Source organism: Mesorhizobium yinganensis, assembly GCF_040081985.1.
In the GTDB taxonomy this organism is placed as follows: domain Bacteria; phylum Pseudomonadota; class Alphaproteobacteria; order Rhizobiales; family Rhizobiaceae; genus Kumtagia; species Kumtagia yinganensis.
Window position 1 is genome coordinate 544,108 of sequence record NZ_JBEBMH010000003.1, and the last position, 12,930, is coordinate 557,037.

The following is a 12,930-nucleotide window of genomic DNA, read 5'->3' on the forward strand; positions in this document are numbered from 1 at the left end:
TACACATAATCACACATATAATTCCTGTGTGATTATGTGGAGGCGACCATGAAGAATGTGACGCTAGCAATCGATGAGACACTTCTGGAGCAGGCGCGAGCCTTGGCGGACAAGCGCAAGACCACGCTCAACGCGATGGTGCGTTCGCTGTTGGAACATGAAGTCGAGCAAGCCGATCGGATTGCCTGGGCACACGAGGGCATGCGGCAGCTGATAGCGGAAGCGAAGACTGTGGCGGCCAAGGATACCGGCGGCGAACCCTATGTCTGGAATCGAATGGACGCCTATGAAGAACGAGAAAACCGCATACTTTCTCGACTCGAACGTCCTGATTTACGCGGCTTCAATGAGGGCGAATCGTGATCCACGACGCTCGCCTATCGCGGAAACCCTCGTCCTGGGATCGCTCTTTGCCACGTCCGGCCAGATCATGGCTGAATTTACGTCGGTATGCCGTCGTAGATCTCTGCTCACCGATGATGCGCTCAACCGCTGGCTTGTTTTCCTTGGAATCTGCCCGTCCGTCCCGGTCGATGATATTTACGTGCGCGCCGGCCTCGACTTCGCTCGCCGCTATCGGATCAACTACTATGACGCCGCGCTGCTCGCCGCCGCCGAGCGGCTCGGCGCGCCGATCTTCTACACGGAAGACCTCAACCACAACCAGGTTTACGGCTCGGTTCGCGCCGTCAATCCGTTTCTAGATCCCTGACCCGGAGTTCCGTTCCGCATGTCCATCCTCATCGACAAGAACACGAAAATCCTGGTGCAGGGCCTGACCGGCAACACCGGTTCGTTCCACACCGAACAGGCGCTGGCCTATCACGGCACGAAAATGGTCGGCGGAATCAATCCCAAGAAAGGCGGCACCTACTGGGACGGCAGCGTCTCGCTGCCGATCTATGCCACCGTGGCCGAAGGCAAGGAAAAGACCGGCGCCAACGCCTCGGTCGTCTATGTGCCGCCGGCGGGTGCGGCGGCGGCCATCATCGAGGCGATCGAGGCTGAAATCCCTCTGATCGTCTGCATCACCGAGGGCATCCCGGTGATGGACATGGTCAAGGTCAAGGCAAAACTCGACAAGTCGAAGTCGCGGCTGATCGGGCCGAACTGCCCGGGCATCGTGACGCCGGACCAATGCAAGATCGGCATCATGCCCGGCAACATTTTCCGCAAGGGCTCGGTGGGCGTTGTGTCGCGCTCGGGAACCCTTACCTATGAGGCGGTGTTCCAGACCACGAACGAAGGGCTCGGCCAGTCGACGGCTGTGGGCATCGGCGGCGATCCGGTGAAGGGTACGGAGTTCATTGACGTGCTGGAGATGTTCTTGGCCGACGACGAGACCAAGTCGATCATCATGATCGGTGAGATCGGCGGTTCGGCCGAGGAAGACGCGGCGCAGTTCCTCAGGGACGAGGCCAAGAAGGGCCGCAGCAAGCCGATGGCGGGTTTCATCGCCGGCCGCACCGCCCCTCCCGGCCGCACCATGGGCCACGCGGGCGCTGTGATCTCCGGCGGCAAGGGCGGCGCGGAAGACAAGATCGCCGCCATGGAAGCGGCCGGCATCAAGGTCTCGCCCTCGCCGGCGAGGCTGGGCAAGACGCTGGTGGAAGCGATCAAGGGATGAGGCAGTAGGCAATGGGCAGTCGGCAGTAGGGTTTCGCAAACACGCGCTTGTCCCGACTGCCTATTGCCCACCGCCGACTGCCCTCAACAAAGGAGACGGAGCCCAAAAACTCCGAAAGATAGGCAGATGGCACGACAAGATCAGGCCAACGACCAATTCTCGGTCACTTCGTTTCTCTATGGTGGAAACGCCGACTATATCGAGCAGTTGCAGGCGTCCTATGAGGACGATCCGCAGTCCGTGTCGCCCGAATGGCGCGTCTTCTTCGGCGCGCTGAAGGACGACGCGGGCGACGTCCGCAAGAACGCCAAGGGCGCCTCATGGTCGAAGCCGAACTGGCCGATCGCCGCCAATGGCGAACTGGTCTCCGCGCTCGACGGCAATTGGGGCTTGATCGAAAAGGTCATCGAAAAGAAGGTCAAGGAAAAGGCCGTCGCCAACGGCCACATGATGACCGACGACGAGGTGCATCAGGCGACCCGCGACTCGGTGCGCGCCATCATGATGATCCGCGCCTATCGCATGCGCGGCCATCTGCACGCCGACCTGGACCCGCTGCATCTCGCCAAGCCGATCGAGGATTATAACGAGCTGTCGCCCACCGCCTACGGCTTCACGGAAGCCGACTACGACCGGAAGATCTTCCTCGACAACGTGCTGGGGCTGGAGTCCGCGACCATCCGGCAGATGCTGGAAATCCTCACCCGCACCTACTGCTCGACGCTCGGTGTCGAGTTCATGCATATCTCCGACCCCGAGGAGAAGAGCTGGATCCAGTCGCGCATAGAGGGCGCCGACAAGGAAATCAGCTTCACCAAGGAAGGCAAGAAGGCCATCCTGCAGAAGCTCATCGAGGCCGAGGGTTTCGAGCAGTTCATCGATGTCAAGTACAAGGGCACCAAGCGTTTCGGGCTCGACGGCGGCGAATCGCTGATCCCGGCGCTGGAGCAGATCATTAAGCGCGGCGGTTCGCTGGGCATGAAGGAAATCGTGCTCGGCATGGCGCATCGCGGCCGCCTCAACGTGCTGACCAACGTCATGGCCAAGCCGCACCGGGCGGTGTTCCACGAGTTCAAGGGCGGCTCCTACGCCCCCGACGACGTGGAGGGGTCGGGCGACGTGAAATATCATCTCGGCGCCTCGTCGGACCGCGAGTTCGACGGTAACAAGGTGCATCTGTCGCTGACCGCCAATCCCTCGCATCTGGAGATCGTCGACCCCGTGGTGATGGGCAAGGCGCGCGCCAAGCAGGACCAGCTCTACGGCCGCACCCGCGAGGAGATCGTGCCGCTCGAGGAGCGCGCAAAGGTGCTGCCGCTGCTGCTGCACGGCGACGCGGCGTTTGCCGGCCAGGGGGTGATCGCCGAATGCCTCGGCCTTTCCGGGCTGAAGGGGCACCGGGTCGCCGGCACGCTGCATTTCATCATCAACAATCAGATCGGCTTCACCACCAATCCGCGCTTCTCGCGCTCCTCTCCCTATCCGTCGGATGTGGCGAAGATGATCGAGGCGCCGATCTTCCACGTCAACGGCGACGACCCGGAGGCTGTGGTCTACGCGGCCAAGGTCGCGACCGAATTCCGCATGAAGTTCCAGAAGCCGGTGGTGGTGGACATGTTCTGCTACCGGCGCTTCGGCCACAATGAGGGCGACGAGCCGGCCTTCACCCAGCCGATCATGTACCGCACCATCCGCGGCCACAAATCGACCCTGCAGATCTATGGCGACAAGCTAATCGGCGAGGGCCTGATCACCCAGGCAGAGTTCGACAAGATGAAGGCCGACTGGCGCGCCCGGCTGGAGATAGAGTTCGAATCCGGCCAGGCCTACAAGCCGAACAAGGCCGACTGGCTGGACGGCGCCTGGTCCGGCCTGCGCACCGCCGACAGCCAGGACGAGCTGCGCCGGGGCAAGACCGCCGTGCCGCTGAAGACGCTGAAGGAGATCGGCCGCAAGCTGACCGAGACGCCGAAGGGTTTCGAGGCGCACAAGACGATCTCGCGCTTCCTCGAGACGCGCCGCAAGATGATCGATTCGGGCGAAGGCATCGACTGGTCGACGGCCGAGGCGCTGGCCTTCGGCGCCATCCTGCTGGACGGCAACCCGATCAGGCTTTCCGGCCAGGATTCCGAGCGCGGCACTTTCTCGCAGCGCCATTCGGTTCTTTACGACCAGCGCGACGAAACCCGCTACATCCCGCTGAACAACCTCTCGCCGGCGCAGGCCGGCTACGAAGTCATCAACTCGATGCTGTCGGAAGAGGCGGTGCTCGGCTTTGAATACGGTTACAGCCTCGCCGAGCCGAAGGCGCTGACGCTCTGGGAAGCGCAGTTCGGCGATTTCGCCAACGGCGCGCAGGTGGTGTTCGACCAGTTCATTTCGTCGGGTGAGCGCAAGTGGCTGCGCATGTCGGGCCTGGTCTGCCTGCTGCCGCATGGTTATGAGGGCCAGGGTCCGGAGCACTCCTCGGCACGGCTGGAGCGCTATCTGCAGCTTTGCGCCGAAGACAACATGCAGGTGGCCAACGTCACGACGCCGTCGAACTATTTCCACATCCTGCGCCGGCAGTTGAAGCGCGACTTCCGCAAGCCGCTGATCCTGATGACGCCGAAATCGCTGCTGCGCCACAAGCGGGCGGTGTCGACGCTGTCGGAAATGTCGGGCGAGAGCGCCTTCCATCGGCTGCTGTGGGACGACGCGCAGTCGCAGGGCGCCGGCAGCGATCTTGTGCGGCTGGTCAAGGATTCGAAGATCCGCCGTGTCGTCATGTGCTCGGGCAAGGTCTATTACGACCTGCTGGAGGAGCGCGAGAAGCGCGGCATCAACGACGTCTACCTGCTGCGCGTCGAACAGCTCTACCCGTTCCCGGCCAAGGCGCTGATCAACGAACTGTCGCGGTTCCGCGGCGCGGAGATGGTGTGGTGCCAGGAAGAGCCGAAGAACATGGGCGCCTGGGCCTTCATCGACCCCTATCTGGAATGGGTGCTCGCCCATATCGACGCGAAGCACCAGCGCGTGCGCTATACGGGCCGGCCCGCCTCCGCCTCGCCGGCGACCGGCCTGATGTCCAAGCATCTGGCGCAGTTGCAGGCATTCCTCGACGACGCTCTCGGCGAATAGAACCCTAGAAGGCACCAACGGGCAGGAACCAAATGGCCAGCGAAATCCGCGTCCCCACTCTCGGCGAATCCGTCACCGAAGCGACGATCGGCAAGTGGTTCAAGAAGATCGGCGACGCCGTCAATGCCGACGAGCCTCTGCTGGAACTGGAAACCGACAAGGTAACCATCGAGGTGCCGGCGCCTGCCGCCGGCACGCTTTCGGAAATTGCAGCCAAGGACGGAGAGACGGTCGGTGTCGGCGCGCTGCTCGGCTCCATCTCGGCAGGCGGTGAAAAGCCCGCCGGCAAGGCGGAAGAGCCGAAGGCCGGACCCGCGACCAAGCCGGAGGCCGTAGCGCAGGCCGCCGGCGCTTCCGGTGCGTCGACGACCAAGGAAGCGGCGGCCAAGACCGCCGCGATCGCCGGCGAGGGACCGGTCGAAAAACGCGACATGCCGCCGGCCCCGTCGGCCGCGAAACTGCTGGCCGAGAACAACCTGTCGGCCGACCAGGTCACCGGTTCCGGCAAGCGCGGCCAGGTGCTGAAGGGCGACGTTCTGGAAGCCATCGCCAAGGGTGCGAACGCCGCTCCCGCCGTATCGGCGCCCGCCGCTCCAGTTTCCATTCCGGCCGCCGCCCGCGCCCCTTCCTCGCCCGCCGACGAGGGCCGGGAAGAACGCGTGCGCATGACAAAACTGCGCCAGACCATCGCGCGGCGGCTGAAGGAAGCGCAGTCGAGCGCCGCCATGCTCACCACCTTCAACGAGGTGGACATGAAGGCGGTCATGGACCTGCGCAGCAAATACAAGGACGTGTTCGAGAAGAAGCACGGCGTGAAGCTGGGCTTCATGGGTTTCTTCACCAAGGCCGTCACCCATGCGCTGAAAGAGATCCCGGCGGTCAATGCCGAGATCGACGGCACCGATATCATCTACAAGAACTTTGCCCATATCGGCGTGGCCGTCGGCACGGAGAAAGGTCTCGTCGTGCCGGTGGTACGCGATGCCGACCGGATGTCGATCGCCGAGATCGAGAAGGAGATCGGCCGGCTCGGCCTGGCTGCCCGCGACGGCAAACTGTCGGTGGCCGACATGCAGGGCGGCACCTTCACCATCTCCAACGGCGGCGTCTACGGCTCGCTGATGTCGACGCCGATCCTCAACGCTCCGCAGTCCGGCATTTTGGGCATGCACAAGATCCAGGACCGGCCGGTCGTGGTCGGCGGCCAGATCGTGATCAGGCCCATGATGTACCTGGCGCTCAGCTACGACCACCGCATCGTCGACGGCAAGGAAGCCGTGACTTTCCTGGTGCGGGTGAAGGAGAGCCTGGAGGACCCGGAACGGCTCGTGCTGGATCTGTAGGAAGTGCCGACGGTTGCGATCGTCGATGGGGTGAAGATTCAGTTCTTTGTATTGGAGCATCCGCCTCCGCATTTCCATGCGGCGTTCGCAGGTGACCGCGCTTCCATTGAGATCGTAACACTGCCTGTGATGAATGGAAGTTTGCCGCGCACAAAGCTGAGGGCTGTGATAGCTTGAGCGGAGCCGCGTATGCCTCAGTTGACCGCAGCCTGGGAGGCCGTCGCAGCGAGGCGTTCCCCGGAGCATTTCGCATGAAAGAGACGTTGCGGATCATATCGGCTGAAGCCGTTGTTCCAGGCGTCCTCAAGGTTGTCTGGAATGACCGCTATGAAGGCGTCGTCGATTTGCGCGGAATTCTCCGGGAAGGTGAGATACTCTCATCCTTACGCGACCCCGTGCAGTTCCGAAAATTGCGTGTCGCCCAATATGGTCACTCCATCTACTGGGGTGAGGAGGGCGACGAGGACGTCGACTTCGGTTGCGACAGACTACGGGAATTGGCCGAGGAACAGGCCGAATTAATCCGGCGGGCGAGCTAATCTCTGCGGAGATGAATCGGAGGGTGGGATGGAACCTGTGGCTGCAGCAGCATCGACTGAGATAACCGTCCTGACGTGGAGCGTCGTTCTGCTTCTCGTTCAGGTCATCGTGCAGGCGACGGCCACATACGATCTCGGTCCAAAATACCTCTTCAGCCCGCGTGACGAAGGGCGGGTCTCGCGTAGCGTCGTTGCCGGCCGGCTCGGCCGGGCCTTGCGCAACCTGCTCGAAACCTATCCGGCCTTCATCGCGCTTGCCCTGATGCTCGTGATTACCGGCAAGGCAGGCGGCCTCGGCGCGACCGGCGCATGGTTGTGGCTGGCGGCGCGCGTCGTCTATGTGATCATCTATGCGGCCGGCGTGCCGGTTGTCAGGACGCTGGTGTGGCTGGTGTCGATCGTCGGCCTGCTGTTGATGCTGGCCAGGCTGGGTTTCTGAATTTTTGCGAACGACCCAGCCCGAAACATCCGGATATTTGGATCGACACGGAAAGTTATGCCGGGGCTGGACCGGCCCGCGCGGCACACTGTGCCTTCCGTTTCGAACTGCGTCGGCTACAGTCGGTCGTGGAGCATCCAAGGCTCCGGGCCTTGCCAGAAAGGTGCCGATGGCTTTCGAACCGGACATCCCACCGATCCAGGTGCATCTCTGCGTGAAGGGCGGGCAGGAGGCCATCGCCTGGTACGAGAAGGCGTTCGGCGCGGTCGAGACGTTTCAGCAGATGGCTGAGGACGGTGAGCGCGTGCAGCACGCCAATCTCAGCCTGTTCGGCTCCGAGATCATGCTGCATGACGAGTTCCCGGAACTTTCACTCGACGTCATGTCGCCGCTGTCGCGTGGCGGCGCGGCGATGACGATCAACGTCAACCTGCCCTACCCCATCGATGTCGACCGCGCGGTAAAACGTGCCGTCTCCGCAGGCGCGGCGGTGACGATGCCGGTCGGCGACCAGTTCTGGGGCGCGCGCTACGGCAAGATCCGCGATCCGTTCGGCCATGTCTGGGCGTTCAATGCGCCGCTGGTGAAGGCCGGATGAAGATTGGCAAAGTTCTCGTGCGCCGGGGTCTCCGCGCTGCACATTTCGCCGTTGCGTTTGGCCTTGCGGCCGTTCCTTCCCTCGCTGTCGCTGCCTGCCCGATCGAACTCTCCACCTATCGCGACGTCGAAAACGCCGGCTCGCTGGAATTCCGCCCGACCGGCGGCAATGCGACCGTGACCAACAGTTTCCGCCTGATTGTCGGCGAGGTGGTGCTCGACGGCGTCGTCATGTGGAGCGATGGGGTCGGCCGGCCGAACGGGATGCTGGGTTACAAGTGCCCGGTCGGAGATGTGACCGGTTCCGAGCTGGAGGCCTGCACCGTTTGGCAGGGTGTCATCTATACGTCGGATGCTTCTGGCACGATCGGCCTGCTGCCGGACGAGGGAAAGGACGCGCCGCAAAAGCTTGTCTTATCCGACCTGGAACATTCTCTTCGTTTCTCGCCGGTCTCCGCTGTGACCAGCCTTGCAAAACTTCCATGGGACGTTTTCGTGCTAAGCGGTTGCCAGGAGTGACGCCGTCGGTGAAAGAAAGGCATTCGACATTATGTGTTTGATGCCGGTCTCCGGCGCCTGCGCGATAGGGAAACAAAATATGGCTTATGACGTCGTCATCATCGGAAGCGGTCCCGGAGGTTATGTCTGCGCCATCAAGGCGGCGCAACTCGGGCTGAAGGTCGCCGTTGTCGAGAAGCGCGCCACCTATGGGGGCACCTGCCTCAACATCGGCTGTATTCCATCCAAGGCGCTGCTGCACGCCTCCGAAATGTTCGCCGAGGCGGACCACGGGCTTGAGGCGCTCGGCGTCGAGGTCGGCAAGCCGAAGCTGAACCTCAGGAAGATGATGGAGCACAAGGACACCACTGTCGCCGCCAACGTCAACGGCGTCGCCTTCCTGTTCAAGAAGAACAAAGTCGACGGGATCCGCGGGACCGGCCGCATCGTCTCGGCCGGCAAGGTTCTGGTGACCACCGAGGACGGCGGCACGCAGGAGCTTCAGACCAGATCGATCGTGATTGCCACCGGATCGGAAGTCGCCGGTATTCCGGGCGTCAAGGTCGACATAGACGAGAAGGTGATCGTTTCCTCCACCGGCGCGCTCGAATTCGCGGAGGTGCCAGGGCATCTCATCGTGGTCGGCGGCGGCGTCATCGGCCTGGAACTCGGCTCGGTCTGGGGCCGGCTCGGCTCGAAGGTCACCGTCATCGAATATCTCGACACCATCCTCGGCGGCATGGACGGCGAGGTGGCGAAACAGTTTGCCCGAATGCTCGCCAAGCAGGATTTCGACATCCGTCTCGGTTCCAAGGTGACGGGCGTGGAAAAGACCAAGGAGGGCGCGAAGGTTACCTTCGAGCCGGTGAAGGGCGGCGACGCTGAAACCATCGAGGCCGACGCCGTGCTGGTCGCAACCGGCCGCCGCGCCTATACCGACAGCCTCGGCCTCGCCGAGGCCGGCGTGGCGGTGGACGAGCGCGGTCGCGTCAAGACCGACAGCCATTTCCGCACGAGCGTCGAGGGCATCTATGCCATCGGCGACGCCATCGCGGGGCCGATGCTGGCGCACAAGGCGGAAGACGAAGGTGTGGCCGTGGCCGAAATCCTCGCCGGTCAGAAAGGCCATGTGAACTATGACGTGATCCCCAGCGTCGTCTATACCAGCCCCGAAGTCGCCTCGGTCGGCAAGACCGAGGAGGAGCTGAAGAAGGCCGGCATCGACTACAAGGTCGGAAAATTCCCCTTCACCGCCAACGGCCGTGCCCGCGCCATGCTGCACACCGACGGTTTTGTCAAAATCCTGGCGGACAAGGCCACCGACAAGCTGCTCGGCTGCCATATCGTCGGCTTCGGCGCCGGCGAGCTGATCCAGGAAGCGTCGGTGCTGATGGAGTTCGGCGGCTCGGCGGAAGACCTCGCCCGCACCTGCCACCCGCACCCGACCATGTCGGAGGCCATCAAGGAAGCGGCGTTGGCTGCCTGGTTCAAGCCGATCCATATCTGATCGATACAGGAAGCAAGCAGCTTCCCGGCGTAATCAACCTCCAAATGAAACGGCCCGCCGAAGCGGGCCGTCCGTCTTTGAGACGAAGCTGCCAGATTACTGAGCAGGAGCCGGGGCCGGCTGTGCGGGCGCGGGCTGTGCCGGGGCAGGAGCCGGTTCGGCCGGAGCGGTCGCGTTCGGCGCTGCCGGAGCGGTCGCGTCCGGAGCAGGAGCAGCCGGGGCTGTCGCATCGGGCGCAGGCGCTGCGGGAGCAGCCGCGTCAGGCGCAGGCTGGGCAGGCGTCGCCGGAGTGGTCGCTGCGGGCGCCGAGGCATCCGGGGCGGGCGTCGCGGGTTCCGTGGTTACCGGCTGTTCGGTCGTCGCCGGCGTATTCGTGGTCCCCGGCGCGAAGACGAAATAGGCAATGACCGCCAGAACCAGCACGACGGCGGCGATCAGCACGCCGCTGCCGCTTCTGCGTTCCTGCACGACGGTGCGGTTGTCGACGTAGGGGTCCTGGGTATTTGCCGGGTTCATGCGTGGATCGAGGGGATCGGCGCCGAGCGGCGGGACCGGATTGATCGGATCGTTGTAGCGTGGATCCGGCACGCGTTCGGGGTTGGCCATGATTGTCCTCCATCAGTTTCGATGGCTGGACAACGCGCAACATTCGATTCGGTTTCACAAACGTTCGACGGCACCTTCAACCGCCTGTCGTGCCCAGTCCGTCGCGCAACCCGGCCCGGCCTTGTTTCGGATGATTCGGGATATCGATTAAAAACGCCAACGAGGCAAAATACTTACCGTATGACCGCCCCGGCGGCCATACGCAGGAAAGGTTCGGGTAGGTCTGCCGGTCCCAGGCTGCTATTCGGCCGCTGGTTCGACTTGTTGCGGCGCCGGGACCGAGGCCTCCGGCAGGCTCACCGGCTCCGATTGGGGAACAGCGATGCTCGCCACAACCGTCTTGTCGGTTTCGGCAGCCTTGGCGGACCGGTGGTAATCGCAGGCATTGGCGCCGGAGGTGGCCAGGCCGAGACCGGCCGCAATCAGCAGAAGTTTCGTCATCCGCGTTTGTCCTTCCCTGGCTGTCGATACGTACCAAGGCTAACAAAAGTATGAGCCATCACCAAATCACGGTTTGCGTGAACGGGAAGCGCCGGGGAGACCGTCCGGAAATGGGGCTCAGCTCAGGTCGGCGCGCGAACCGTGTAGCCTGCCTTGCGCAGCAGTTCGACGAGACCTTCCGGCCCGGGCAGGTGCAGGGCGCCGACAGCGATGAAGGCATTGCCGGCATCGAGGATCGGCGCGGCGCGTTGGATCATCGTGTGGTTGCGCTTGGTTATCAACGTCTTCTCGAAGGCCACATCGTCCGCGCCGCCGGGAAGCGTTGCGCGAAACAGCGGCCAGATCGTGCCGACCTCGCCGCTGACATAAAGCAGGATCATGGTTTCGTTGGCATCGTCGATGCGATCGCCGACCTTCAGCGTATCGATCAGGCCCCGGATGTGGAGGTCGATCGGCAGCGAGGCCATGGCCTCGAGCTGCTCGGCCGCCGTCTCCAGCCCTTCCAGCTTTTTGCCTTTGGCATTCGCGTCTCGCCCGAGCTTGACGTCGAGAACGGGCGCGCCTTCGGCCTGGCGCTGGGTCTCGCAAGCCGACAAAGCGAGCATGCCGGTGATGACCCAGGGTTTCATCTTGGCGACGCTGGAGAGCGGGATGCCACGCGCCTCCAGCGCCTTGTTGACGAAGTCGGCCTCGTCCTTGGGCAGCAGCGAGGCCAGCGTCGTCTGGTCCGTGAACATCATAAGTTCCGGTTTTTGCATCAGCGAAGCCAGCATCTTGCCGCGGTCGAGCACTTCGGTGGTTTCGATGGCGACGGTCCCGGCTTTGTCGTAGGCGGCCTGCGCAGCCGGCGTCAGCGTGGTCACGCGCGGATCGGTGACATGCATGGTGCCGAATAGGTAGGATGGCGAGACGCCTGCCTTCTCGACCTTCCACAGCAGGCCCCGGCCGTTTTCGACCTTCGCCGCCTCCGCTTCGACGCTGGCAAATTTGGCCGGGTCGCTGTGCTGGAGGTCAGCCAGCATGTCCTTGCCGGTGCACACCGGGGTCTCGGCGCGCGCCACGCCGATGGCGGAAAGCAGCATGGCCGCAAAGGCGAGCAGGAACAGAAGGTTTAGGGCGGCGACGAGCTTCAGCAGCGGCAACGCGCCACGGTCGGCAAGGGCGATCATGGTTTTCATGCCGGAACCCTATCCGGAAATAGCGGCAAAACCGTTAAACCGCTCGTGAAAAGGCGTGCGATCGGCTCACGCCCTGGGGTGCGCGGCGTCGTAGATTTCCAGCAGCCGCGCCGTGTCGACGCCGGTATAGACCTGCGTGGTCGAGAGGCTGGCGTGGCCGAGCAGTTCCTGGATGACGCGCAGGTCGCCGCCGCGCCCGAGCAGATGCGTGGCGAAGGAATGGCGCAGTGAATGCGGCGTCGCCGTATCCGGCAGGTTCATCGCGCCGCGCATTTTTCGCATCGCTCGCTGCACGATCGCGGGGTTGAGCGGCCCGCCGCGCGCGCCCCTAAACAGCGGCGCGGCCGGATCGAGATGAAAAGGGCAGAGCCGGCGATATTCGGACACGGCTTGCAGAGCGACCGGCAGGACGGGCACCAGCCGCGTCTTGCCGCCCTTGCCGGTGATCCGCAGCACGCTGTCGCCAGGCGCGGCCAGAGCGCTCGCCGGCAGGCCGAGCGCCTCGGAGATGCGCAGGCCTGCGCCATAGAGCAGGGTCAGTACGGCGGCGTCGCGCGCCGCGACCCAGGGCTCCTCAGCCAGTTGTTCCTCGGCAGAGACCACACGCCGCGCGTCCGGGGCCGTCAACGGCTTCGGCAGCGACTTCGGCTGTTTTGGTGCACGCAGCGCGGCGGCGCCCGCGGCATTGACCAGTCCCTTGCGTTCGAGGAAACGCAGCATCGAGCGCACGCCGGCCAGCCCGCGACCGAGGGTGCGCGGGCCGGCGCCGTCCTTGCGTCGCGCCGCGAGATAGGCGCGCAGATCGGCGGGCCGAAGATTGGCGATGTCAGTTATCCCGGGCGCGCCGCCGCAATGGCTGGTGAGGAAATGCAGGAACTGCCGGGTGTCGCGCTCATAGGCCTCGACGGTCAATCCCGACAGCCGGCGTTCCTTGGCCAGCATCTTTAGCCAGTTTTCGCGCGCGGCCTGGAGGTCGGGCTTTGCTGCGATGAGGAATTCCTGCATGCGATCGATTCCGTATGGTCGGAAAAGATG

Annotated in this window: 15 protein-coding genes; 11 read left to right on the top strand and 4 right to left on the bottom strand. The window is 63.7% G+C overall.

Annotated features, from left to right (window positions below):
- Positions 1-48: 48 nt before the first annotated feature.
- The 11 genes from ABMA59_RS09695 (at position 49) to lpdA (ending at position 9,670) form a co-directional block, all read left to right on the top strand.
- Positions 49-363: a hypothetical protein gene (locus tag ABMA59_RS09695; RefSeq protein ID WP_349005128.1), complete on the top strand. Its 315-nt coding sequence runs from the start codon at positions 49-51 to the stop codon at positions 361-363.
- Positions 287-712, top strand: coding sequence for a PIN domain-containing protein (locus tag ABMA59_RS09700; RefSeq protein ID WP_349005129.1), 426 nt, complete (start codon positions 287-289; stop codon positions 710-712). The genes ABMA59_RS09695 and ABMA59_RS09700 overlap by 77 nt, the downstream gene beginning before the upstream one ends.
- An 18-nt stretch (positions 713-730) precedes the next feature.
- A complete protein-coding gene (sucD, locus tag ABMA59_RS09705) occupies positions 731-1,627 on the top strand; it encodes a succinate--CoA ligase subunit alpha (protein WP_349005130.1) in 897 nt (298 codons plus the stop codon).
- A 126-nt stretch (positions 1,628-1,753) separates the two neighbouring features.
- Complete coding sequence (locus ABMA59_RS09710) at positions 1,754-4,747, top strand: 2-oxoglutarate dehydrogenase E1 component (RefSeq protein WP_349005131.1); 2,994 nt, start codon at positions 1,754-1,756, stop codon at positions 4,745-4,747.
- A gap of 32 nt (positions 4,748-4,779) precedes the next feature.
- On the top strand, positions 4,780-6,090 hold the full coding sequence (gene odhB / locus ABMA59_RS09715; protein ID WP_349005132.1) for a 2-oxoglutarate dehydrogenase complex dihydrolipoyllysine-residue succinyltransferase: 1,311 nt from the start codon (positions 4,780-4,782) through the stop codon (positions 6,088-6,090).
- A gap of 30 nt (positions 6,091-6,120) precedes the next feature.
- Complete coding sequence (locus tag ABMA59_RS37150; RefSeq protein WP_425475891.1) at positions 6,121-6,267, top strand: DUF4160 domain-containing protein; 147 nt, start codon at positions 6,121-6,123, stop codon at positions 6,265-6,267.
- A gap of 74 nt (positions 6,268-6,341) precedes the next feature.
- Entirely contained in the window at positions 6,342-6,629 is a 288-nt protein-coding gene (locus tag ABMA59_RS09720) for a DUF2442 domain-containing protein (RefSeq protein WP_349005133.1), read from the top strand.
- 28 nt (positions 6,630-6,657) lie between these two features.
- Positions 6,658-7,068, top strand: a complete 411-nt coding sequence (locus tag ABMA59_RS09725; protein WP_349005134.1) for an MAPEG family protein — start codon at positions 6,658-6,660, stop codon at positions 7,066-7,068.
- A 169-nt stretch (positions 7,069-7,237) separates the two neighbouring features.
- Complete coding sequence (locus tag ABMA59_RS09730) at positions 7,238-7,666, top strand: VOC family protein (RefSeq protein WP_349005135.1); 429 nt, start codon at positions 7,238-7,240, stop codon at positions 7,664-7,666.
- Positions 7,663-8,184, top strand: coding sequence for a hypothetical protein (locus tag ABMA59_RS09735; protein WP_349005136.1), 522 nt, complete (start codon positions 7,663-7,665; stop codon positions 8,182-8,184). Before ABMA59_RS09730 ends, ABMA59_RS09735 begins: the two co-directional genes overlap by 4 nt.
- A gap of 79 nt (positions 8,185-8,263) precedes the next feature.
- Complete coding sequence (gene lpdA, locus ABMA59_RS09740; RefSeq protein ID WP_349005137.1) at positions 8,264-9,670, top strand: dihydrolipoyl dehydrogenase; 1,407 nt, start codon at positions 8,264-8,266, stop codon at positions 9,668-9,670.
- A gap of 96 nt (positions 9,671-9,766) precedes the next feature.
- Here the strand turns inward: lpdA and ABMA59_RS09745 are convergent, their stop codons facing one another.
- The 4 genes from ABMA59_RS09745 to ABMA59_RS09760 all read right to left on the bottom strand — a co-directional run bounded on the left by ABMA59_RS09745 (position 9,767) and on the right by ABMA59_RS09760 (position 12,900).
- On the bottom strand, positions 9,767-10,276 hold the full coding sequence (locus tag ABMA59_RS09745) for a hypothetical protein (RefSeq protein WP_349005138.1): 510 nt from the start codon (positions 10,274-10,276) through the stop codon (positions 9,767-9,769).
- A gap of 240 nt (positions 10,277-10,516) precedes the next feature.
- On the bottom strand, positions 10,517-10,717 hold the full coding sequence (locus tag ABMA59_RS09750; protein ID WP_349005139.1) for a hypothetical protein: 201 nt from the start codon (positions 10,715-10,717) through the stop codon (positions 10,517-10,519).
- A 122-nt stretch (positions 10,718-10,839) separates the two neighbouring features.
- The gene (locus ABMA59_RS09755; protein ID WP_349005140.1) at positions 10,840-11,895 is read right to left on the bottom strand and encodes a TraB/GumN family protein; all 1,056 of its coding nucleotides are present in this window, start codon (positions 11,893-11,895) and stop codon (positions 10,840-10,842) included.
- Positions 11,896-11,961: 66 nt separating this feature from the next.
- A complete protein-coding gene (locus ABMA59_RS09760) occupies positions 11,962-12,900 on the bottom strand; it encodes a tyrosine recombinase XerC (RefSeq protein WP_349005141.1) in 939 nt (312 codons plus the stop codon).
- Between the last annotated feature and the right edge of the window lie 30 nt (positions 12,901-12,930).